Source organism: Egicoccus sp. AB-alg2 (genome assembly GCF_041821065.1).
Lineage (GTDB): Bacteria > Actinomycetota > Nitriliruptoria > Nitriliruptorales > Nitriliruptoraceae > Egicoccus.
The window spans coordinates 45,445-66,638 of the sequence record NZ_JBGUAX010000004.1 but is presented as its reverse complement, the minus strand read 5'-3'; the positions used below and the strand labels follow the sequence as shown (position 1 = coordinate 66,638).

Annotated in this window: 22 protein-coding genes and 1 tRNA gene; 11 read left to right on the top strand and 12 right to left on the bottom strand. The window is 71.8% G+C overall.

Features of this window, described 5'->3' with window-relative positions:
- Position 1: 1 nt before the first annotated feature.
- Positions 2–1,786: an arginine--tRNA ligase gene (locus ACERM0_RS07875; protein WP_373678024.1), complete on the bottom strand. Its 1,785-nt coding sequence runs from the start codon at positions 1,784–1,786 to the stop codon at positions 2–4.
- 133 nt (positions 1,787–1,919) lie between these two features.
- Positions 1,920–2,291: a response regulator transcription factor gene (locus ACERM0_RS07870; protein WP_373678023.1), complete on the bottom strand. Its 372-nt coding sequence runs from the start codon at positions 2,289–2,291 to the stop codon at positions 1,920–1,922.
- Positions 2,292–2,462: 171 nt separating this feature from the next.
- Here ACERM0_RS07870 and ACERM0_RS07865 point away from each other — a divergent pair.
- Together ACERM0_RS07865 and ACERM0_RS07860 are read left to right on the top strand one after the other, a co-directional pair.
- Positions 2,463–2,537, top strand: a tRNA-Arg gene (locus ACERM0_RS07865).
- Positions 2,538–2,670: 133 nt separating this feature from the next.
- Positions 2,671–3,201 carry a L,D-transpeptidase gene (locus tag ACERM0_RS07860; protein WP_373678022.1) on the top strand — a complete coding sequence of 177 codons (531 nt, stop codon included), beginning with the start codon at positions 2,671–2,673 and terminating at the stop codon, positions 3,199–3,201.
- Positions 3,202–3,234: 33 nt separating this feature from the next.
- Here ACERM0_RS07860 and ACERM0_RS07855 read toward each other — a convergent pair whose 3' ends face one another.
- Together ACERM0_RS07855 and ACERM0_RS07850 are read right to left on the bottom strand one after the other, a co-directional pair.
- Positions 3,235–3,900 (bottom strand): class I SAM-dependent methyltransferase, encoded by a 666-nt coding sequence (locus ACERM0_RS07855; RefSeq protein WP_373678021.1) that lies wholly within the window; start codon positions 3,898–3,900, stop codon positions 3,235–3,237.
- 102 nt (positions 3,901–4,002) lie between these two features.
- Complete coding sequence (locus ACERM0_RS07850) at positions 4,003–4,821, bottom strand: DUF1206 domain-containing protein (RefSeq protein ID WP_373678020.1); 819 nt, start codon at positions 4,819–4,821, stop codon at positions 4,003–4,005.
- Between the two features lie 163 nt (positions 4,822–4,984).
- Here ACERM0_RS07850 and ACERM0_RS07845 point away from each other — a divergent pair, with 163 nt between their 5' ends.
- The 6 genes from ACERM0_RS07845 (at position 4,985) to ACERM0_RS07820 (ending at position 11,522) form a co-directional block, all read left to right on the top strand.
- Positions 4,985–6,463: a cystathionine beta-synthase gene (locus tag ACERM0_RS07845; RefSeq protein ID WP_373678019.1), complete on the top strand. Its 1,479-nt coding sequence runs from the start codon at positions 4,985–4,987 to the stop codon at positions 6,461–6,463.
- A 10-nt stretch (positions 6,464–6,473) separates the two neighbouring features.
- Positions 6,474–7,598, top strand: coding sequence for a cystathionine gamma-synthase (locus ACERM0_RS07840; protein WP_373678018.1), 1,125 nt, complete (start codon positions 6,474–6,476; stop codon positions 7,596–7,598).
- Positions 7,599–7,715: 117 nt separating this feature from the next.
- On the top strand, positions 7,716–9,638 hold the full coding sequence (locus ACERM0_RS07835) for a transglycosylase domain-containing protein (RefSeq protein WP_373678017.1): 1,923 nt from the start codon (positions 7,716–7,718) through the stop codon (positions 9,636–9,638).
- Positions 9,639–9,706: 68 nt separating this feature from the next.
- Positions 9,707–10,615, top strand: coding sequence for a diacylglycerol kinase family protein (locus ACERM0_RS07830; RefSeq protein WP_373678016.1), 909 nt, complete (start codon positions 9,707–9,709; stop codon positions 10,613–10,615).
- Between the two features lie 377 nt (positions 10,616–10,992).
- Complete coding sequence (locus ACERM0_RS07825) at positions 10,993–11,244, top strand: WhiB family transcriptional regulator (protein WP_373678015.1); 252 nt, start codon at positions 10,993–10,995, stop codon at positions 11,242–11,244.
- 11 nt (positions 11,245–11,255) lie between these two features.
- Entirely contained in the window at positions 11,256–11,522 is a 267-nt protein-coding gene (locus ACERM0_RS07820) for a hypothetical protein (RefSeq protein WP_373678014.1), read from the top strand.
- Between the two features lie 9 nt (positions 11,523–11,531).
- On the opposite strand, the gene ACERM0_RS07815 is transcribed toward ACERM0_RS07820, so the two are convergent.
- Positions 11,532–12,974, bottom strand: a complete 1,443-nt coding sequence (locus ACERM0_RS07815) for a sensor histidine kinase (protein WP_373678013.1) — start codon at positions 12,972–12,974, stop codon at positions 11,532–11,534.
- 7 nt (positions 12,975–12,981) lie between these two features.
- Positions 12,982–13,389 carry a sigma factor-like helix-turn-helix DNA-binding protein gene (locus ACERM0_RS07810; protein ID WP_373678012.1) on the bottom strand — a complete coding sequence of 136 codons (408 nt, stop codon included), beginning with the start codon at positions 13,387–13,389 and terminating at the stop codon, positions 12,982–12,984.
- A gap of 83 nt (positions 13,390–13,472) precedes the next feature.
- On the opposite strand from ACERM0_RS07810, the gene ACERM0_RS07805 reads away from it, so the two are divergent.
- On the top strand, positions 13,473–14,048 hold the full coding sequence (locus tag ACERM0_RS07805; RefSeq protein WP_373678011.1) for a DUF5317 domain-containing protein: 576 nt from the start codon (positions 13,473–13,475) through the stop codon (positions 14,046–14,048).
- A gap of 58 nt (positions 14,049–14,106) precedes the next feature.
- Here the strand turns inward: ACERM0_RS07805 and ACERM0_RS07800 are convergent, their stop codons facing one another.
- Together ACERM0_RS07800 and ACERM0_RS07795 are read right to left on the bottom strand one after the other, a co-directional pair.
- Positions 14,107–15,321, bottom strand: a complete 1,215-nt coding sequence (locus ACERM0_RS07800) for a hypothetical protein (RefSeq protein WP_373678010.1) — start codon at positions 15,319–15,321, stop codon at positions 14,107–14,109.
- On the bottom strand, positions 15,318–16,652 hold the full coding sequence (locus ACERM0_RS07795) for an HD-GYP domain-containing protein (RefSeq protein WP_373678009.1): 1,335 nt from the start codon (positions 16,650–16,652) through the stop codon (positions 15,318–15,320). The genes ACERM0_RS07800 and ACERM0_RS07795 overlap by 4 nt, the downstream gene beginning before the upstream one ends.
- Positions 16,653–17,215: 563 nt before the next feature.
- Here ACERM0_RS07795 and ACERM0_RS07790 point away from each other — a divergent pair.
- Together ACERM0_RS07790 and ACERM0_RS07785 are read left to right on the top strand one after the other, a co-directional pair.
- Positions 17,216–17,938 (top strand): hypothetical protein, encoded by a 723-nt coding sequence (locus tag ACERM0_RS07790; protein ID WP_373678008.1) that lies wholly within the window; start codon positions 17,216–17,218, stop codon positions 17,936–17,938.
- A gap of 116 nt (positions 17,939–18,054) precedes the next feature.
- Entirely contained in the window at positions 18,055–18,444 is a 390-nt protein-coding gene (locus tag ACERM0_RS07785; RefSeq protein WP_373678007.1) for a hypothetical protein, read from the top strand.
- Between the two features lie 6 nt (positions 18,445–18,450).
- Here the strand turns inward: ACERM0_RS07785 and ACERM0_RS07780 are convergent, their stop codons facing one another.
- The 4 genes from ACERM0_RS07780 to ACERM0_RS07765 form a co-directional block, all read right to left on the bottom strand.
- Entirely contained in the window at positions 18,451–18,912 is a 462-nt protein-coding gene (locus tag ACERM0_RS07780; RefSeq protein WP_373678006.1) for a transcriptional regulator, read from the bottom strand.
- 52 nt (positions 18,913–18,964) lie between these two features.
- Positions 18,965–19,930, bottom strand: a complete 966-nt coding sequence (locus ACERM0_RS07775) for an NAD-dependent epimerase/dehydratase family protein (protein ID WP_373678005.1) — start codon at positions 19,928–19,930, stop codon at positions 18,965–18,967.
- Positions 19,931–20,065: 135 nt separating this feature from the next.
- Positions 20,066–20,329: a mycothiol system anti-sigma-R factor gene (gene rsrA, locus ACERM0_RS07770; RefSeq protein WP_373678004.1), complete on the bottom strand. Its 264-nt coding sequence runs from the start codon at positions 20,327–20,329 to the stop codon at positions 20,066–20,068.
- Entirely contained in the window at positions 20,326–20,970 is a 645-nt protein-coding gene (locus tag ACERM0_RS07765; protein WP_373678003.1) for a sigma-70 family RNA polymerase sigma factor, read from the bottom strand. Before ACERM0_RS07765 ends, rsrA begins: the two co-directional genes overlap by 4 nt.
- Positions 20,971–21,194: the final 224 nt, after the last annotated feature.

The window sequence follows — 21,194 nt, the reverse complement described above, 5'->3', positions numbered from 1 at the left end:
GTCACATCCGCTCCGGCGCCGTGACGCGCAGCAGGCCGAGGGCGTTGGCCAGCACCTGCTTGGCCGCGACCGCCAGCCAGTAGCGGGCCCGGCCGAGCTCGTCGTCGCCCTCCACGAGCACCCGGCACTCGGTGTAGAAGCGGTGGAAGGTGCCGGCCAGGTCCTCCGCGTAGCGGGCCAGCCGCTGGGTGGCCCGCAGCTCCGCCGCGTCGTCGACCACGATCGGCAGCTGCGCCATGGCGGTCAGCAGCTCGAGTTCGGCCGGGTGGGTCAGGCGCGCGAGGTTCGCGTCCGCGATGGTGCCGTGGTCGAACCCGCGCTCGTCCGCCGTGCGCACCAGCGAGTTGATCCGCGCGTGGGCGTACTGGACGTAGTAGACGGGGTTCTCCATGGACTGCTGCGCGACCACCTCGAGGTCGAAGTCGACCATGGTGTCGAGGCCCTGCCGCAGGAAGTGGTAGCGGGTGACGTCGGCACCGACCTCGTCGACGACCTCGTCGAGCGCGATCATCTCACCGGTGCGCTTGGACATCCGCACCGGCTCGCCGCCGCGCAGCAGGTTCACCAGCTGGCCGATGCGGATCTCCACGCGGTCGCGTGGGATGCCGAGGCACTCCGCCGCCGCGTACAGCCGCCCGACGTAGCCGTGGTGGTCGGCGCCGAGCAGGTAGTACAGCCGCCCGCCCCCGCCGGTCGCCGCCTCGCCGGCGACGCGGTGCCACTTGTCGCGCAGGTAGGCGCAATCGGCGGCGAAGTAGGTCGGGCGCCCGTCGGAGCGCACGACGACCCGGTCCTTGTCGTCGCCGAAGTCGGTCGTGCGCAGGAAGATGGCGCCGTCGGACTCGTAGGTGCGCCCGTCGGCCTTCAGTTGGCCGATCGTCGCCTCGATGGCGCCGGAGTCGTGGAGGCTGCGCTCGGAGAACCAGACGTCGAAGTCGACCCCGAGCTGGTGCAGCTGGCCCTGGATGCGCTGCCGCATGGCCTCGACCGCCAGCACGCCGACCTGGGCGCCGATGCGCGGATCGACACGGGGGTCGGCGCTGGCCGCGGCGTCCTCGACCAGCTCGCCGCCCTCGCCGCCGGCGTGCTCGACGCCACCGCCGAGCTGGATGTCGACCTCCGGTACCTCCTCGAAGACCGCGTCGCCGTGGCTGGCACGCAGCTGGTCGGCGATCTCCGGGATGTAGGAGCCGCGGTAATGCCCCTCTTCCAGCGGCAGGCCGCGGGCGGTCAGCACGACCGACTCGCCGAAGCGCCGGATCTGCTCGCCGGCGTCGTTGACGTAGTACTCCCGGACGACCTCGTGCCCGTCGGCCTCGAGCAGGGCCGCGATCGCGTCGCCGGTCGCGGCCCAGCGCCCGGCGCCGACGTGGAGCGGGCCGGTCGGGTTGGCGGACACGAACTCCACGTCGACCCGCTCGCGCTCCTCCTCGGCCCGCTCGCGCCGGCCGAAGCGCTCGCCGTCGGCGACCACCCGCCGGACCAGGTCCTGGTGATAGCGGTGCGCGAGCCGGAAGTTCACGAAGCCCGGCCCGGCGATGTCGACCGCCTCGACCGCGTCCGGCAGCTCGAGGTGGTCGACCAACGTCCGGGCGATCTCGCGCGGCGGGCGCTTGGCGGGCTTGGCCAGCCGCAGCGGGGCGGTCGTGGCCCAGTCACCGTGCTCGGCCTGGCGCGGCCGCTCGAGGTCCGGGTCGATCGCTGGCAGGCCGGCGGCGACCAGGGCGGCACGGATCCGCGTGGCGAGGTCGGCGAGGACGGGATCGAGCAGTTCGGGCCGGGCCATGCGCGATGCTCCGGGAGGACGAGGACTGACAGGTGCGGGAAGCGACACCGACCGCCACACGACGCGTTCAGGGCGTGGGCCGCACGGTGGGAGGCGAGCCTACGGCGCCCGGCCGGACGCGTGTACCCGAGGGTCAGCGGCGTCCGGCCGCGAGTCGCTCGATCGTCTCCAGCAGGTCGACCGGGTCGAACGGCTTGGTGATGTAGGCGTCACCACCGATGGCGTACCCCCGGTCGAGGTCGGCCTGCTGGGCGCGGGCGGACACGAACACGATCGGTGTCCGGGCGATGTCGGGATCGGCCCGGACCTGCTCGCAGACCGCGAAGCCGTCCATCTCCGGCATCATCACGTCGAGCAGCACGACTTCGGGGCGTTCGGCCCGGATCGTGTCCAGCGCCGCCGAGCCGTTGTCGGCGGTCAGGACGTCGTGGCCCTCCATCTCGAGGTTGACCTGCAACAAGCGCAGGATCGTGGGGTCGTCGTCGACCGCCAGCACCCGGACCACCACGTCACCTCCGACGCGCGGACGCTATACGCTGCGTAGGACCTCCGGCGACACTGCACACCGCCGTCCGCTGCGTGCGCTCTTGCCGCGCGTTCGGGCCACCTGGCGCGCGTGCTACCGTGTCGAGCCGCGCTGTCGGCAGCCAAGCGCCACGCCGGCCGCGACGTCCACGCCCCCGTAGCTCAGTGGATAGAGCACTGGCCTCCGGAGCCAGGTGCGTAGGTTCGATTCCTACCGGGGGTACCAGAACGCCCTGCCGCATCGGCGGGGCGTTCGGCATGTCCAGGGCTCGGAAACCCCGCTCACGGGCTCTTCCGCCGGTTCGGCCCCACGGCGCGGGTGACCGTGCGACGATCGGCTCCTGACTCGGGGGACCGCCATGACCGTCGCCGTCCGTCGCCCGTCGACCGTCCGGCTGCTGTGCCTGCTGCTGGCCGTGATCGTCGCCTTCACCACGACGTCCAGCTTCGAGGCGGCCCCCGCCGAGGCCGCCAGTAGCACGGCGCTGCCCGCCAAGTCGGGCACCGGCAAGCGGATCGTCTACTCGCGCGTGCAACAGCGGGTGTGGCTGGTGCGCGGGGACGACACGGTCAAGCGGACCTACCTCGTCTCCGGACACCGGCATGGCACGCTGCCGCCGGTGGGGACGCACAGCGTGCGCTCGAAGTCGGCGACCACCACGTCGCTCGACGGCCGGCTCACGATGAAGTACATGACCCGCTTCTACTGGGCCGGTCGGGCCTGGGTTGGCTTCCACTCCATCCCCGTGGACCGGGCGGGCAACCCGATCCAGTCGACGAAGCAGCTCGGCACACCACTCTCCAGCGGCTGCGTCCGCCAGGCCGAGGCCGATGCCCGGGCGCTCTACGACTTCGCCAAGGTCGGCACGAAGGTCGTCGTCGTCAAGTGATGCGCCGGGGGCGCCGTCGGTCGGCGCGACGTCTCAGGCGCGGCCGGCCACCAACCATTTCGGGTGCAGTCGCCGTCGCCGCCGCAACCCGCTGGCCCGCAGGGCGTCGTCGAGCTCGGCCTCGTCCAGCAGTCGTGCGGTGAACTCCTGCGTCCACGACCGGTCACCCAGGACGTAGGTGACGGCGGCGTCGAACTCGCGACCGCGCTCCCCCAGCAGCCGGAAGCGCAGCGTGACCTCACCTGCTGCACCATCGCCGTCGCGCAGGTGCCCGATCGCCTGCGGGTTCCAGTGCTCGACATAGGCGACGCCGTCGGGAGCCAGGTGGCGGGCCACGGCGTCGAGCAGGGCGCGACGCTGGTCGGCCTCGGCGACGTTGACGAGATGACTGGCCAGCACCACCGCGTCGAAGGTGCGGCCGAGGGCGAGGTCCTCGATGCGCGCCCGGACGCCAGCGACCCCGGCGTCCAGGTGCGCCAGCATGTCGGGTGACTCGTCGACGCCGACGACCTCGTGGCCGCGGCGCGCCAGCTCGTTCGCCAACCGACCGACGCCACAGCCGAGGTCCAGCACCGACGCGTCCGACACGAGGTCCTCCAGCAGCGGCGTGAACCCGGGCTCCGGTGGGATGGCGAGGTAGACCGCCACCGGGGAACCGTCCGGTGTCACGTCGTCGGGCGTGCGTTCGAGCGTGGACATCCGCGGCCTCCCCCCGTCATCGGTCCCCGCGACAGCTAAGCGCACGACCCGCGGCGGTGCCGGTGCCCGGAACGCGCCAGCCGTGCCGGAGGTTCACCGGTCTCAGTCGGCTCGCGACGGGCTGGCGAAGCGGGCCTCGACGCCGCAGAAGGCGCCGTACAGCACCAGCCCGCAGCCGAGCGCCAGCAGCAGCGGCCCGCCGAACGGCGCGTCCACGACCTCCTGCAGCGCCGCGTCCAGGCCGACGCCGGTCTCCGGGTCGTGTCGCCAGGCGGCCAGGACGACGAAGCCGCCGGCGACGAGGAACACCACGCCCCGGGCGAGGTGTCCGGCGCGGCCGATCCCCTCCAGTCGCCGCCGCGCCCCGCCGCTGATGCCGTGGAAGTCGAGGTGGTCGCGGAACCCGCAGGTCCAGCCCTCGCGCACCTGGAAGATCCCGACGACCACGACGACCACCCCGACGGCGACGACCGCCCAGCGACCGCCGGGCTGCGCGAGTGCGGCGGCGGTCAGGCTCTCCTCGGTGCCGCCGCCCTCGTCGCCGACACCGAAGGCCTCGCGCCACGCCAGGACGGACAGGAGCCCGTACAGCAGGGCCCGCACGACGAACGTGGTGCGCGCCAACCAGTCGGGCAGGCTGCTGACGCCCGGCGCCACGCCGCGGACGGCCTGCACGGCCCGGAACAGGGCGTAGCCGGTCAGCCCGACCGCCAGCAGCACGACCAGGGCGCGCCCGAACGGCTGCTCGGCGACCGTGTTGATGGCGCCCTGCTGACTCGCGTCCTGCCGGTCACCGCCGCCGACGGCCAACTGGATCGCCAGGACCCCGATGACGGCGTAGAGCACGCCCTTCGCGGCGAAGCCCGCGCGGGCCAGGCGGTCGACGGTCCGCTGCTCGCCTGCTGACGCCGCGGTCGCCATGGGCTGCTCCTGGTCGCTGGGTGGTGGCACGTGCGGGCGTACGTCGTCACGGCCGGCGCGGGGACCGGCGCTGACTACGCTCGACGGCGGCGCCCCCGCGCGAAGCATGACACCCGGGTGGACGCCGTGCCCTCGATACGTCCCCGGCCGTGAGGACCGCCCGATGTCCGCCCCCATCGACGTCGCCGACCGCTCGATCTACTCGCGCACGATCGGCATCGAGCACGACCCGCTGGCCGGCCCGCCGCGCCACGTCGACGACCAGGGTCGCGAGGTGGCACCGGACCTGCTCGCGCTCATGGGCGAGACACCGATGGTGCGCCTCGACCGGCTGTCGCGTGACGTGCCGCCGACCCTGATCGCCAAGCTGGAGATGCTGAACCCCGGCGGCAGCGTCAAGGACCGCATCGGCATCGCCATGATCGAGGCGGCCGAGGCGGCCGGGGTGCTGAAGCCGGGCGGCACGATCGTCGAACCGACCTCCGGCAACACCGGCGTCGGCCTGGCCATCGCCGCCGCGCGCAAGGGCTACCGCTGCGTGTTCGTGGTGCCGGACAAGGTCAGCACGGACAAGATTTCGCTGATGCGGGCCTACGGCGCCGAGGTGGTGGTCTGCCCGACGTCCGTGGAGCCGGAGGACCCGCGCTCCTACTACTCGGTGTCCGACCGCCTCGCGGCCCAGCCGAACGCGTTCAAGCCCAACCAGTACTTCAACCAGGCCAACCCGCAGACCCACGTGTTCTCCACCGGGCCGGAGATCTGGCGCCAGACCAACGGCCTGATCGACGCGTTCGTCTGCGGGGTCGGTACCGGCGGGACGGCCACCGGGGTCGGGCGCTACCTGAAGGAGCGCAAGCCGGACGTGCAGGTCGTCGGCGCCGACCCGGAAGGCTCGCTCTACTCCGGTGACCAGGTCCACACCTACCTCGTCGAGGGCATCGGCGAGGACTTCTGGCCGCAGACGTTCGATCCCAAGATCGTCGACCACTGGTACCGGGTCAGCGACCGAGACTCGTTCCTGACCGCCCGCCGCTGCGCCCGCGAGGAGGGGATCCTGGTCGGTGGGTCCTGCGGCACGGCACTGTGGGCCGGCCTCGAGTACGCCAAGACCCAACCGGAGGACGCCACGATCGTGGTGCTGCTGCCCGACTCGGGCCGTGGCTACCTGTCCAAGTTCTACGACGAGCGCTGGCTCGCCGAGCACGGCTTCGTCGAGCACGCCTCGGGCACCGGCACGGTCGGCGACGTGCTGCGCGCCAAGGGCGAGGACCTGCCGCCGCTGGTCCACCTCCACCCGGGCGAGCAGGTCGCCGCGGCGATCGCGCTGCTCAAGGAGTACGGCGTCAGCCAGATGCCGGTGTTCCGCGAGGGCGTCCACGACGACGCCACCGAGGACGACATCCTCGGCTCGGTGCGCGAGAACGCCCTGCTCGACGCCGCGCTGCGCGATCCCGACGCCATGACGAAGCCCGTCATCGAGGTGATGCAGCCGCCGCTGGCGACCGCCTCCACCGACGACGCGCTCGACCACGTCCTGGCGGGTCTGGCCACTGGCGCGCCCGCGATCGTCGTGCACGACGCCGGCCGCGCGGTCGGTGTGCTGACGCGCGCCGATCTGCTGACCTTCCTCGCCAACCGCTGAAGGCGTTCCCATGCAGTTCGAGACCCGTGCCATCCACGTCGGCCAGGACCCGGAGCCGCGCACCGGCGCGGTCGTGGTGCCGATCTACCAGACGTCGACCTTCGCCCAGCCGGGTGTCGGCCAGCACCTCGGCTACGAGTACGCCCGCACCGGCAATCCGACGCGCACGGCCCTGCAGGAGTGCCTCGCCAGCCTGGAGGGCACGGAGGAGGCGGTCTGCTTCGCCTCGGGCATGGCGGCCGAGGACGCGATCCTGCGGCTGCTGGCGCCGGGCGACCACGTGATCATGGCCAACGACGTCTACGGCGGCACGTGGCGGCTGGTGAGCAAGGTCCACGCCCGCTTCGGCATCGAGGTGTCCGCGGTCGACATGACCGACCTCGACGCGGTCGCGGCCGCCTTCCGCCCGACGACCCGTTTCGTGTGGGCCGAGACCCCGTCCAACCCGTTGCTCAAAATCCTCGACCTGGCCGCGCTGGCCGAGCTCGCGCACGAACGCGGCGCCTGGCTGGTGGCGGACAACACCTTCGCCACGCCCTACCTGCAGCGGCCGGCCGACCTGGGCGCGGACCTCGTCGTGCATTCGACGACCAAGTACCTCGGCGGCCACTCCGACGTGGTCGGCGGCGCAGTGTGCACGGACGCCCAGACGGCCGCCGACCTCGCGTTCCTGCAGAACGCGGTCGGTGCGGTACCCGGCCCGTTCGACTCCTGGCTGACGCTGCGCGGCATCAAGACGCTGGGCGTGCGGATGGACCGCCACTGCGACAACGCGGCCCGGATCGCGGCGTTCCTCGTGGGCCACGACGCCGTCGAGCAGGTGCTGTTCCCCGGACTGGTCGACCATCCCGGCCACGACCTCGCCGCCAAGCAGATGCAGGCGTTCGGCGGGATGATCTCGTTCCGGGTCAAGGGCGGCGCCGACGCCGCCCGCCGGGTGGCCGAGGGCACGGAGCTGTTCTTCCTCGCCGAGTCGCTGGGCGGGGTGGAGAGCCTCATCGAGCACCCGGGGATCATGACCCACGCCTCGGTCGCCGGCACGGACCTCGAGGTGCCCGACGACCTGCTGCGCCTGTCGGTCGGGATCGAGGCGGTCGACGACCTGCTCGGCGACCTGGAGCGTGCGCTCGGCTGACGCGCGGACACGCGCCAACCGGTCGAGTTCCGCCGCCCGCGGCCGATACCTCCTGCGAGGCAGGAGCGAGAGAGGTCGCGGGTGGCCGGGCGTGACCGGGGTCGTGGGCGAGTGCGGTTGGCGCTGCTCGCCCTGCTCGCCGTGGCGGTCACCGGCTGCGGCGAGATCGTCACCCTCGAGCTGCCGACGGCCGAGGGCCTTTCGCTGACCCGGCCACAGCTGCCGGAGAAGTCGGTCGTCTACGACGCCCACGGCAACGAGCTGGCCGTGCTGCGCACCGAGTTCCGGGAGACCGCGACGCTGGCGGAGCTGCCGCAGCACCTCGTCGACGCGGTGCTCGTCGCCGAGGACGGCCGGTTCTACGAGCACCGCGGTGTCGACGCCCGCGCGATCCTGCGGGCCGCGATCGCCAACCACGAGGTCGGCCACGCCCAGCAGGGCGGCTCCACCATCACCCAGCAGCTGGTCAAGCTGCAGCTGATGCCGAGCGCCGAGCGGACCGGCGCCACGAAGCTGCAGGAGGCCGTCTACGCCCGCGAGCTGGAGGGTCGCCGCTCCAAGGCCGCCATCCTGGAGGACTACCTCAACAGCGTGTACTTCGGCGCCGGCGCCCACGGCGTGAAGGCCGCGGCGTGGACCTACTTCCGGCGGGAGCCGGCCGAGCTCGACCTCGCCCAGTCGGCGCTGCTGGCCGCGATCATCCGGGCGCCCGAGGCGTTCGCGCCGACCCGCGCCCCCGAGGCCGCCCGCACGCGTCGCGACGACGTGCTGCGGCGGATGGCCTCCGCCGGGTACGTGACCGAGGCCGCGCGCGACGAGGCCCTCGCCGCGCCCGTCGAGGTGCTCGACCGTCCGCCGGCCCCCACGACGGACGAGCCGCACTTCGTCGACCTCGTCGTACGCACGCTGCTGGAGGATCCGAGCTTCGGCGCGTCGGAGGCCGACCGCGCGGCCCGGCTGCACGGCGGCGGGCTGCGTGTCCACACCACCCTCGACCCGGACGTGCAGGAGATCGCCCGCGAGACGCTTGCTCGTCACCTGCCCGATCCCGACGGCCCGGAGGCTGCGATCGCGGTGGTCGACCCGGGCAGCGGCGCGGTGCTCGCCGCGGTCGGCAGCCGCCCCTACGACGAACTGCAGTACGACCTGGCCACGCAGGCGCGCCGCCAGCCCGGGTCGACGTTCAAGACCTTCGTGCTGGCCACGGCGCTGGCCGACGGCTGGCGTCCCGACGACCTCGTCGACGGCCGGCAGGGGACGCTCGACACACCCGAGGGTGGCTGGGAGGTCCGCAACTACGACCGGCACAGCTACGGCGACATCACTCTCGCCGGCGCGACCCGGGCATCGATCAACGCCGCCTACGCCCGCCTCGGGATGGAGGTCGGGGTCGGCCGGGTCGCCGGCACCGCCCGGGCGATGGGCGTGCGCTCCGAGGTCCCGGTCGACGACCCGCAGATCACGCTGGGCGGCGGGCGCGTCGAGGTGACCCCGCTCGACCTCGCCGCCGCCTACGGCACGCTCGCCAACGGTGGCACGCACGTCCCCACCAGCCCGATCCACAGGATCGAGGACCGCGACGGCCGCACCGTGTGGCGCCCGGAGCAGACGCCACGCCCGGTGCTGTCGTCGTACGTCGCCGACCAGGCGTCGCGGGTCTTGCAGGAGGCTGTGGACAACGGCACCGGCCTCGCCGCCCGCGTGGCGGGCTGGGACGTCGCCGGCAAGACCGGCACCACCTCGGACAACGCCGACGCCTGGTTCGTCGGCTACACCCCGACACTGTCGGCCGCGGTGTGGGTCGGCCACGTCGAGGGCCGTGTCCCGCTGCGGAACGTCAACGGCGTCCGCGAGGTGACCGGCGGCACGCTGCCGGCACGGATGTTCTCCGAGACCCTGACCGCCGCGCTGGCCGGCCAGGAGCCCCCGCCCCGCCGGCGTGACGCCGCCCCGACCGCCGAGGTCCGGACCGACTCGGCGGCGGAACGGGCGGTCGACGCGGCCGTCGCGGCCGAACGGGAGACGCGCACGGACGGATAGGCTGCCGCGCCTGCCGAGCGCGGCTGCCTCCTCGCCGGCGACGACGACCGCTCGAGGACCGACGAGCCGTGCGCGCCCTGCTGCTGTTCAACCCCAACGCGACCACCACCGACGACCGTGTCCGTGACGTGATCGCGTCGGCGCTGTCGTCGGCCGTCGACCTCGACGTCCAGCCCACCAAGCAGCGCGGTCACGCCACCCACATCGTGGCCGGGGCCGTCCACGAGGGCGTCGACGCGGTGTTCGCGCTCGGCGGCGACGGCACGGCCAACGAGGTGCTGCAGGCGCTGGCCGGCACCGACGTCCGGCTGGGCATCATCCCGGGCGGGGGCGCCAACGTGCTCGCCCGGGCGCTGGGGCTGCCCAACGAGGCCGTCGCGGCCACCTCGGTCCTGCTGGAGCACCTGCGGGCGGACCGCACGCGGCGGATCACGCTGGGGTGCGCCGGCGACCGGTACTTCGGCTTCAACGCCGGCTTCGGATTCGACGCCGCCGTGGTCCGCCACGTCGAACAGCACGCCCGGATGAAGCGCTGGTTCCGCCAGGCCGCGTTCGTGGCCTCGACCACCCGCGAGTGGATGGTCGGCGAGGGCCGCGACGAACCACAGGTGCTGGCACGCCTGGCCGACGGCAGCGAGGCCGGTCCGTACCTGATCTCCATGATCGCCAACACCGACCCGTACACGTTCCTCGGATCGCGTCCGATGCACGTGCATCCGCGGGCGTCCTTCGACGCGGGCCTGGATCTGCTGGGCATCCGTCGCCTGCGCACACCCGGGCTGCTCCGGGTCGTCTCGCAGGTGTTCCGCGACGGCTCGCACGTACGCGACCGCGGGGTCGACTACCACCACGACCTCGCGTCGTTCACGCTCTCGTCACCCGAGCCGCTGCCGCTGATGGTCGACGGGGACTACTCCGGCGAGCACCTCGAGGTGACGTTCACGGCCGTGCCCGACGCCCTCCGCGTGCTGGCCTGATCGCGCCTCCGGGCGGCTGAACCACGCGGATTCGGCCGTTGGGCTGACGTCGACGTCGAGGTCGCCCGCGCGGTCGTGGAGCGGCTCGTGCGTCCCCCGCTCGCCTGCACGCAGGAGCAAGCAGACCTGTACGCGAACCCTTGACTTGTCCCCTGAACACGTTACGGTCCCGTTCCGGGTTCGAGAATTCGTTCACAAGCGTCGCACTCCCCGGCGACGCGTCCGGATCACGACCACCGCGGAGACGAGAGCCTGGCGGTCGCCTCCGCTGACGACGAGCCCGTACCCCACCCCACCCCCACAGACGTTTCCCGCGTCGCCCGTCCCCGAGGCCTGCCCCGGGGACCGTCGGCGTCGCTCGAGAGGGAGAAGCCCCCATGGATTGGCGGAGCCGCGCCGCATGCATCGACGAGGACCCCGAACTGTTCTTCCCCATCGGGACGACCGGTCCGGCGATCGAGCAGGCCGACGCAGCCAAGCGAGTCTGCGCCCGGTGCGACGTGCGTGAGCAGTGCCTCGAGATGGCGCTCAACACCAACCAGGACGCCGGCATCTGGGGCGGTCTGACTGAAGACGAGCGCCGCACCCTCAAGCGCGCCCGTCAGCGTCGTCGCCGGATGGCCAGCTGAGACGACTCCCGGTGCGCACCCGCACCTACCTGACGACCCCGCCCGGCCGCGAACCGCATCTGGACGCGGCACCGGACGGGGTCGTCGAACGTTGGACCCCGGGTCCGGCCGCACCACACGAACCGCGGCCGCGCCGCCGCGGGCGACGCCGCTTCTTCGTCGGGATCGCCGTGGCGGGTCTGGTCGCGCTCGCCGTCCTGGGGATCCGGGCCCTCACCGCCACGCAGGACCAGGACCCGTCGCTGTCGGCACCTGCCGAGCTGGCCGCGCGAGCGTAGGCGGACGACTCAGCGCGGCAGCGGCAGCAGCGACTCGCAGATCGTGCCGGGCCCGTCCTGGGCACGGCGCACCTCGAGCGTGCCGCCGAGCTCGGACTCCACGAGCGTCGCGGCGATGCGCAGGCCGAGGTTCGCGTTGGTGTCGAGGGTCCACGTCTCGGGCACGCCGACGCCGTCGTCGCGAACCATCAGGTGCAGGCTCGCCGAGCGCCGCTCCAGCGAGACCGTCACGGTGCCGCCCGACGTCGGGAACGCGTGCTCGACCGAGTTCTGCAACAGCTCGGAGAGCACCAGCGCCAGCGGTGTGGCGACCTCGGCCGGCAGCTCCCCGGCGCCACCCTCGAGTTCCATGCGGACCGGCCGCTCCGGGTCGGTCAGGCCCGACGAGAGCATGTCGATCAGCCGCTGGGCGACCTTGTCGAAGCTGACCCGCTGGCGCGAGTCCTGCGAGAGGGTCTCGTGCACCAGCGCGATCGAGGAGATGCGGCGCACCGACTCCCCCAACGCGTCGCGGGCCTCGTCCGAGGTCAGGCGGCGCGACTGCAGCCGCAGCAAGGACGCCACCGTCTGCAGGTTGTTCTTCACCCGGTGGTGGATCTCGCGGATCGTCGCGTCCTTGTAGAGCAGCAGCCGCTCGTGCCGGCGCAGCTCGGTCACCTCGCGCACGAGCATCAGCCCGCCGAGCACGTGGTGGTCGCGGGTGAGGGGCAGCAATCGGCGCAGCACGACCGCACCGCGAGCCTCCACCTCCGACTCCAGCGGCTCGCCGTCCGCGAGTGCCTCGAGCACCGCGACGTCGTCGAGGTCGAAGTCGGCGAGGTTGCGCCCCAGGATGTTGTCGACCACCCCGAGGCGGCGGTAGGCGCTGATGGCGTTCGGCGAGGCGTAGACCACGATCCCGGTCGGGTCGACGCGCAACAGTCCGTCACCCACCCGTGGGGCCAGCTCGCGCTCGGGGTCCTCGCCCGGGAAGGGGAAGGAGCCCTCTGCGAGCATGTTGGACAGCTCGTTGGCGACCTGCAGGTAGGTGAGCTCGAGCTGGGACGGGGCGCGGACCATCGACAGGTTGGCCTCGCGCGTCACGACGGCGATGACCTCGCCTTCGTACGGGACCGGGATGGCCTCCTCACGCACCGGCACGCCCGTGGACCAGTCGGGCTCGCCATCGCGGACGATCTTGCCCTCGTCGAAGGCGCGCTGGACCGCGACTCGCTCGTTCGGCGTGAACACGTTGCCCACGAGGTCGTCGTAGTAGATGGTCTGGGCGGTGTAGGGGCGCATCTGGGCGACGACGGTCAACTGCCCGCTGCGCGGGTCGCGGCAGAACAGCAGCAGGTCGGCGAAGGACAGGTCGGCGAGGATCTGCCAGTCCGAGACGATCGCCTGCAGCGTGTCCACGGCCGCGCCGTACAGCCCGCCGTGCTCCTCGACCAGCTCCTGGAGGGACGACACCGACGCGCTACTTCGACAGGAAACGCTGCAGCTGCTGCAGCGGTACGGCTTCGCGGATGTGCTCGAAGGCCCGCTTCTCGATCTCGCGCGCCTCGCTCATCGACAGGCCGAGTTCCCGGGCCGTGTCGGCCAGGTCGTGCGGGTGGCCATCGGTCAGCCCCATCCGCAGCTCCAGCACCCGCCGCTGGGTCTCCGGCAGGCGCTTCAGGACCCGCTCCAGCGGGCCGGCCAGCTGGGCGACGGTCTCGTTCTCCGGCCGCTCGGGACGGCCGCCGCGGCGGGCCCCGGAGGCCGGCTGCCGGCGCGACTGGTCGCGGCCGGTGCCACCACCACCGCCGCCAGCGCCGCCACTGCCGCCGCCGCGCCGGCCACCACGGTCGCCGCCCCGCGATCCACGCTTCGAGGAATCGTTCATGGGAAGCAGCGTAGCCGCGCGATACCCGCCCGGCCGATGCCCGTACGTGGCACCATGCCCCGTCTTCGCCGAAAGCGCCGCCGTTGCCGTTCGTCCTGCTGGTCGTCCTGGTGGCCGTCGCCGTGTCCTACGTGCGTGGCGGGCGTCTGGGCAACGTCGCCGAGGCACCGCTGCACCACGGTTGGCTGTTGGCCGCGGGGGTGGGGCTGCAGGTCGTGGTCGATCTCGCGGCTGGCCGCGGCGCGCTGACGCCCGGCGCGGGGTCGACGTACGCACTGCTGCTGGCGAGCCAACTGCTGGTCGTCGGTTGGGTGGTCCTCAACCGGCACCTGCCCGGCCTGGTGCTCGTGGCCGCGGGGCTGGCGATGAACGCGGTCGTGATGGCCGCCAACGGCGCGATGCCGGTGTCGCCCGAGGCGGTCGCCGCGCTGGGCATCGACGGGGCCGTGGTCCCGCCCGGCAAGCACATGCTGCTCGACGACGCCACGCGGCTGCCGTGGTTGGCCGACATCATCCCGGTCCCGCCGATCCGGTCGATCATCTCCGTCGGCGACATCGTGTTGGCCCTCGGCCTGCTCCCGCTCACGCACGCGTTGATGACCTGGCCGCGGGCCAGGGACGAGGAGACGGCACCTGCGGAGTCGCGCGAGCAGCACTGATCCGGGATCAATCGCGCTCAGGGTGGGGAGCGGCGCGCAGGCCGGATCCGGATCCTGGTCAGCTCGGGACGCGCCGGCCGTCCAGGGCACGCGCCAGGGCGGCGACCACCTCGAGGTCACCGATCTCGCGGACGAGCCGCACGAGCAACTCGTCACGCTGGCCGGCCTGTGCCGGATTGGGGGCGTAGCGGTCCACCTCGCAGCAGGCGGCGACGATGCGCGCCGGCACGCGGACGTCGTCGTCGTGGGGCTGGGCCGGCTCGCCATGGGCGGCCACGATGCGCGCCACCCGGTCGAGTGACGACGTGGCTTCGGCGATGACCGACGCGCCGGCGCGGGCCAGGTCACGACGGCCGTCGACGGGCGTGTCGTCACGTTCGATCGCCACGCGCCCGAGCTCGTGCAGGTGGGCGGCGTGCTCCAGGTCGGCCAGCGTGCCGGCGTCGAGGCCCAGCTCCAGACCGACGTCGTGGGCCAGCTGTGCGACCCGGACCCCGTGGTCGCGGTCGACGCTGTCGAGCTGCTCCGGGAGCCGCGACATGGCGCGGATGGTCTGGTCGTACGCCCGCGAGGCCACCGCGTAGCGATCCAGGCCGATGCGGGCGGCGAGCAGCGGGATCAGCATCGTCGGCAGGGTCCAGTGCCGCAGCACCGGATGCACCAGCGCCCCCAGGATTGCCGTAGAGGCGACCGCGAGGCTGATGAGCCAGGTGGCCGCGATGGCTTCCCGCATGCGACGGCCGGCGTACCTCCAACGGCCCTCGAGGTCTGCGATGGCGCCCACGGCCGGAATCGCGACGATGATGCTGAACGCGACCAGCGCCGCCGAGCCGAGGGACAATTCCGCCGCGAGCAGACCGTTCGAGACGTGCCCGACGAACCTCCCCGGCATCACAGCGGCGCCGAGCGCCGAGATGCCGCTCAACGCCCACCCCGCGAGGATTCGACTGGGCAGCCCCAGCGGCTGGCGAAGGTCGCGGTCGATCAACCGCGCCGTCACCCAGCTCAATCCGGCGATGCTGGCCACCGCCACCGGCGACATGCCAAGGGTTGCCGCGGCCCCGATGACGGCCACGGCGGCGGGCACGGGCTCGCCTCGACGATGCCGCATCGGTCGAAGCTCCGCGATACCAGCGGCAACGGCGAACAGCAGCACCGTCAGCGCACCCGTGGCAGTCGTCGATTCGGGCGGCAGCATCCACCAGAGGCCGCCGAGACCGGCGGCGCCCATGGTCGCGAGCAGCGCGAAACCCAGACGGTCCTGGGTCCTCATGGCTGACCCTCCGTCGCCGGATCCGCATCGAGCCGTTCCTGCGCCGTGCCAACCGGGATGCTGTGCCCATGCAGGTGCTCGGCACTCGCGAACTCGACCGTCGGCTCCCAGCCGATGCGCTCGACCACCCGCGCGAGGGCTTCCACCATGCGCGGGTCGAACTGTGTCCCGCCACAGCGCCGCAGTTCGGCGATGGCCGTGTCGACCGTCAGGGCCCGGCGGTACGAGCGCGTCGACGTCATGGCGTCGAACGCGTCGACCACCGTCACGATCCGCACGATGTCGGAGAGGTCGTCGGCGCCGATGCCGTGGGGGTAGCCACGGCCGTCGAGTCGCTCATGGTGGAACCGGACGATGTCTATGGCCGGCGCGAGGAAATCGATGTCGTGGAGGATCTCGGCGCCGATGCTCGGGTGCTGCTTCATCGCCCCGAACTCCTGCTCGTCGAGCGGGCCCGGCTTGTTGATGATGCACAGCGGCACGCCGATCTTGCCGACGTCGTGCAGCAACGCGGCGTAGCGCGTCAGACGCCGCTGGTCGTAGGGCACACCGAGTTCCTCGGCCACGTGGACCGAGAGCTCTGCGACGCGTTCGGAATGCCCGCGCGTGTAGAGATCCTTGATCTCGATGGCCTTCACGAATCCGCGCACCAAACGGTCGTAGGACTCGTCGAGGCGCTGGAAGGCCAAGAGCCCATGCCGCGCGATAAGGGTCGGGACGGCCATGAGCAGGAGTGCCCAAGGCGAGGCGGCCTCCAGGATCACCACGGCCAGCACGGCGATACCGACGTAAGGCACCTGCAACAACATCGAGGGGCCGACCGACCGGAACACCGCCATGAAGTGTTCGGAACTCGAGAAGTGCACGGCTCCTGCCACGAAGGCGTGATTGGTGACGCTGTGGCTCACCGACGCCATCAGGACGGCCGCCAGGAATGTCCAATCGACGAACGTTGCATCGAACAGCTGGTGCATCGTCTCGAAGGCGAACCCGCTGACGGTGGCGGTCACGGCGAACTGCGCCACGTTGAACGGGATCCGGATGGCCCGCTGTTGGGTGACACGAATCGCGAAGATCGGAAGCGACCCGAGGGCTGACACGACTGCCAGAGGCGTGCCGCCGATCATCACCAGCACGAGCACGACGACATTGGTCAAGGAGACGTCGACGTCCTCACGAAAATGGGAGGCGAAGGCCTCGCTCACGAACACTGCGAGGGCGGCCGCCAACGCAGCCTGCCAGCTGACGAGCGGGACCGCCCAGGCCAATGCTGCCAGAGCGGCGACTGCCAGCCCGGCGACATAGGCGTTGAGGCGCGTCTGCCCCGTCACGACGCAGGTACCCCTTCGATGGAGAGCGAGCGGTGTGCGGAGGGGACCAGGAGGTCAGCGGACCCAGCTGGCGTTGGCACCAGCCGACAGCACGAGGGCTGCCAGGCTGGCCATGGCGACGAGAAGCCTCTTCGACATGGTGCACCTCCATCGAGGTAGATCCCGATCACGAGCCTCCGCTAGTTGGCTCCTGCTGGGTTCCGCTCCGCTCGATGCCGCCTCTCGGCGGTGAAAGATGCAACGACTTATCGCTGAACCTGGCGGTTCAGCGGACGCTTGTGTGTGGCGAGGTTCGCCTACTGGCCCCCTCCGCGCACCGCTCGCTCTTCAGTTGTCATGGCCGTAGGACCACCATCCCCGACCCAGCCCCTGGCGGCAGTTCGTCCTAGATGATGCCACGCTGCGGCGGATTTGGCGTCCAAGTCGGAAAAAACGTGGTGACTACAGATGATCCACGGATCATCACCACTACCCATCGGCACGTCCGGCCGGCGCAGAAGCGGTTGTTCTTCCGCGCGCTCCGTGCACCCGTTACGCTCCGCACCCTCGTGGAGGAGCGTGCGTTGAATCAGTCGGCTGACACCGAAGGCAACCGAAATCTCACGGCGGAGGTCGACCTGCCGAGTCGGGCGACGGGCATGGACCTGCACAGCCCGGCCCAGCGGCAGACCGTGGAGGATGCCATCGCCACGGTTCCCGGCATCGTCGGCGCCAGGATCGTGCCCGGCTACGAGCGCCCGATCGACGAACTGCACGTGCTCACGACACTGCAGAAGCAACCGAAGCAGGCCGTCCGTGACATCCAGACCCTGCTGATGGCGCGCTTCGGTGTCTCCACGGACCATCGCGTGATCAGCGTCGTCCAGCTCGAGGAGTTGCCGCGAGTTGTCGGCGGCGGCGTCGACCGGCTGGTCTTGGAGCGCGTCGCCACGAGCATCACCGGCGGCAGCCTGCACGTCGAGGTGGTCCTGCGTCTGGGCGACCGCGAACTTCTCGGTAGCGGCACGGGCGCGTCGACGGGGGCCGGGCGCTTCCGCGCGCCGGCCGAGGCCACCCTCGACGCCGTGTCCGGCCTGCTCGGTGAGCGCACGAACCTGCACCTCGAGGGCGTCGATGTCGTCGAAGCGCTCGGGCGGCGTCTTGCGATCACCCTCATCGAGCTGAAGGCCGGACGCTACGAGGCGTCGCTGACCGGCTGCGTCCTCGTGCGCGAGGTCGACGTCGACGCGATCGTGCGCAGCGTGCTGGACGCGCTCAACCGCACGCTCGACGACCCCGAGCGCTGACCCGACCGAACGGTCCTCCACCACCCGCGACCCCGACGTTCGGCCGCGCCCCCTGGGCGCCCGCAGCCGTGTGATGCGGCCACGCTGCACTGCGACCGCCGATCCGAGGGGGACCCATGCAGCTTCAGCGTCTCTTCGTCACCGTCGCCGCAGCCGCGCTCGTGACCGCGTGCTCCGGTGGCCCGGAACCCGCCGACGAGGCCGCGGACGCACCACCGCCGCGCGGCGACGACACGGCGGAAGAGGAGCAGGACCCGACCGCGCCCGGCGAAGACTGCGAGCAGGCGTTCGCCGACGCCGCGGAGAACCCGGACGAGGGCGCGCTGAACGCCGCCATCACCGCCTGCCAGGACATCGCCTCGTTCACGGCCGCCGCCCAGGAGCAGCCCGAAGCGCTCCAGGGCGAGGAGCCACAGGTGTGGCTCGCCGAGGCATGCGACGACGCCACCGATCCGGCGATCAGCGAATCCGCCCTTTGTCAGGAGGTCGCCGGCGAGGCGAACTGATCCGCGTCAGCCCTCTTCGAGGACGCCCAGCTCGCGCAGTTCCTCGAGGAGGTCGTCGGGGGTCACGTCCTGGATGACGGCCAGGGCCCGCAGGTCGTCACCTCGCACCGACAGCACCCGCCGGTTGAAGTCGCCGCGCTGGACCTGGATGGACTCGCAGTATCGGCGCAGTGCCCGCCACCGGTCGCCCAACTCCTCGAGGCGCTGCAGGTCCAGCACGATCCCCGTCGCCTCCTCGGGCTGGCGGACGGGGGACTCGCCAGGCAACACGTCACCGGGCGTGACGCCGTAGAACTCGGCGAGTTCCAGCAGCCTCGTGGCGGTGATGTTGCGGTCGCCGCGCTCGTACGAGCCGACCACGGCGGCCTTCCAGCGCCCCTTGGACGTCCGTTCGACGTCCTGCAGGGACAACCCGCGGTCCAGGCGGACACGCCGCAGCCGCTCACCGACCTCCCGGGTGTACGTCAACTCGCCCCTCCATTTGGCCGCGAACGGTACCCGGAGACCCAGCGCAATCCTGTCAGCTCGATCGCCCGGTGTGCCGGGATGCCCACTCCAGGGTGCCGGCGAGCCCCTCTTCCAACGTGGTCCACGGCTTCCAGCCGAGCTCACGCGCGGCCAGACGACTGTCGACGCTGCTGTGGCGGATCTCGCCCTCCCGGGCCGGCGCGAACACCGGCTCGTGCGGATAGCCCGTCGCCGCCGCCAGGGCCCGGTACAGCTGGAGCACGCTCGTGCGCTGGGAAGTACCGATGAGCAGCCGCTGCCGAGACGCCCGCTCGGCCGCCAGCACCAGGGCGTGCACGACGTCGTCGACGAACACGAAGTCGCGGGTCTGCTCGCCGTCGCCGTAGATGGTGCAGGGCTGGCCTGCCAGCATGCGACCGGCGAAGGTCGCCACCACCCCGCCCTCGCCGGCGGTGGTCTGGTGCGGGCCATAGACGTTGGCCAGGGTCAGCGCGGTCCAGTCCAGGTCGTACAGCTCGCCGTACGTGGCGAGGTAGTCCATCGCCACCCGCTTCGAGACCCCGTAGGGCGACAGGGCGGGGCGGTCGAACGACTCGTCGACGGGCAACTCTTCCTCGCGCGGCTCGCCGTACGAGCCGATCGACGAGGCATAGACGACCTTGCGGGCGCCGGTCCTGCGCGCGGCCTCGAGCACGGCCAGCGTGCCGAGCACGTTCACGGACGCGTCGTGCTGCGGGTCCTCGACACTGCGGCGAACGTCGACCTGGGCCGCGAGGTGGAACACCACCTCCGGGTGCAGACGCTCGAGCAGCGGCTCGAGCCCGCCCTGGCGGATGTCGAGGCGGTCGAACTCGAACCGCCCGGCATGGCGTTCACGTGCCGGTGCGAGGTTGGCGAGCGAACCGCTGGAGAGATCGTCGACCCCGACGACGCGTCGCCCGTCCTCGAGCAGCCGGGCGACGAGGTTGGATCCGATGAAGCCGGCCGCGCCAGTGACAAGAACCGGACGATCCGACACGACAGACCTCGACAGACACCGACGACACCGGGCGCGGCAGGTTAGCTGCGTTCATCCGCCGATCCCGGACAGCCCTCGCGCCGCCGACCGCGGACGCCTCCCGTGACCTCGCCCCACGCCTGCCGGCGCGTCGGATCAGCCCTCGATGTGGACGGTGGCGAGGTGCTCGCGGATCCGGACGAGCAACGACGGCGGTGGCGCGTCCACGCAGTCGCGGCGCACGATCGCGCGCAGCTGTTCCTCGAACGACGCCCGGTCGGTGCAGGGATAGCAGGCGGCCAGATGGGTCTTGATCTCGTCGAGCGTCGTGTTGGGGAGCTCGCCGTCGAGGTAGCGCTCGAGCTGTGCGAGCGCCTCCTGACACTGCGTGCCGCACTCCGCGTTGTCGCCGGCGCTCACGCATCCACCTCCGCATCGTCGATCAGGCCGCGGGAACGTGCATAGCCGGACAACGCCTTCTGCAGCTGTTTCCTTCCGCGGTGCAGCCGGGACATCACGGTGCCCACGGGCGTGTCCATGATCTCGGCGATGTCCTTGTAGGCGAAACCCTCGACATCGGCGAGGTAGACCGCCATCCGGAAGGTCTCGGGAAGCTCCGCCAGGGCGTGCTTCACCTCGTCCGCGGTCAGGGACTCCAGCACCTCGCGCTCGGCCGATCGCCCGCCCGAGCGCGCGATCTCGTCGTAGAAGGAGTAGTCGTCGAGCGCTTCCTGCAGCGTCTCCTGGGGACGGCGCTGGGCCTTGCGGTACATCGAGATGTAGGTCGTGTGCAGGACCCGGTACAGCCACGCCTTCAGGTTCGTACCCGGCCGGTACTGGTGGAACGAGCGGAACGCCTTGGCGACCGTCTCCTGTACGAGGTCCTCGGCGTCCGCCGGGTTGCGTGTGTAGCGCAGCGCCGCCGAGTAGAGGCGGTCGAGATGGGGCAGGACCTCGGCCTCGAACCGCTCGAGCCGCTCGCGCTCCGACAGTTCGCGGCGCGCGATCGTGCCATCGGCCTGACGACCGTCGCCGATGTCGGGAACCGGGAGCTCACTCACGCTGTGGACGCGCCTCGTCGCGGGGCCCGCCAGCGTAACCCGCAGCGATCGACGCCTCGCCGGCCGGGTGACCGTAGGACGGCGGCGACCTGACGCGGAAGGGGCCGTCGTCAGAGAGCCCCCGCGGCGGCCGCAGCTACGCACCTTCCACAACCTTCGTGCACTTTCATGGCATGAGATGGCACGAAGGGCTATGTTGGGCCACCGACCGATGCGGACGGGCG

Coding starts and splice junctions, on each gene's coding strand:
- ACERM0_RS07810 (WP_373678012.1), bottom strand. CDS start 13,389: ATGAACGATTCCTCGAAGCGTGGATCGCGGGGCGGCGACCGTGGTGGC.
- ACERM0_RS07855 (WP_373678021.1), bottom strand. CDS start 3,900: ATGTCCACGCTCGAACGCACGCCCGACGACGTGACACCGGACGGTTCC.
- ACERM0_RS07860 (WP_373678022.1), top strand. CDS start 2,671: ATGACCGTCGCCGTCCGTCGCCCGTCGACCGTCCGGCTGCTGTGCCTG.
- ACERM0_RS07785 (WP_373678007.1), top strand. CDS start 18,055: ATGCAGCTTCAGCGTCTCTTCGTCACCGTCGCCGCAGCCGCGCTCGTG.
- ACERM0_RS07850 (WP_373678020.1), bottom strand. CDS start 4,821: ATGGCGACCGCGGCGTCAGCAGGCGAGCAGCGGACCGTCGACCGCCTG.
- ACERM0_RS07845 (WP_373678019.1), top strand. CDS start 4,985: ATGTCCGCCCCCATCGACGTCGCCGACCGCTCGATCTACTCGCGCACG.
- ACERM0_RS07800 (WP_373678010.1), bottom strand. CDS start 15,321: ATGAGGACCCAGGACCGTCTGGGTTTCGCGCTGCTCGCGACCATGGGC.
- ACERM0_RS07875 (WP_373678024.1), bottom strand. CDS start 1,786: ATGGCCCGGCCCGAACTGCTCGATCCCGTCCTCGCCGACCTCGCCACG.
- ACERM0_RS07825 (WP_373678015.1), top strand. CDS start 10,993: ATGGATTGGCGGAGCCGCGCCGCATGCATCGACGAGGACCCCGAACTG.
- ACERM0_RS07840 (WP_373678018.1), top strand. CDS start 6,474: ATGCAGTTCGAGACCCGTGCCATCCACGTCGGCCAGGACCCGGAGCCG.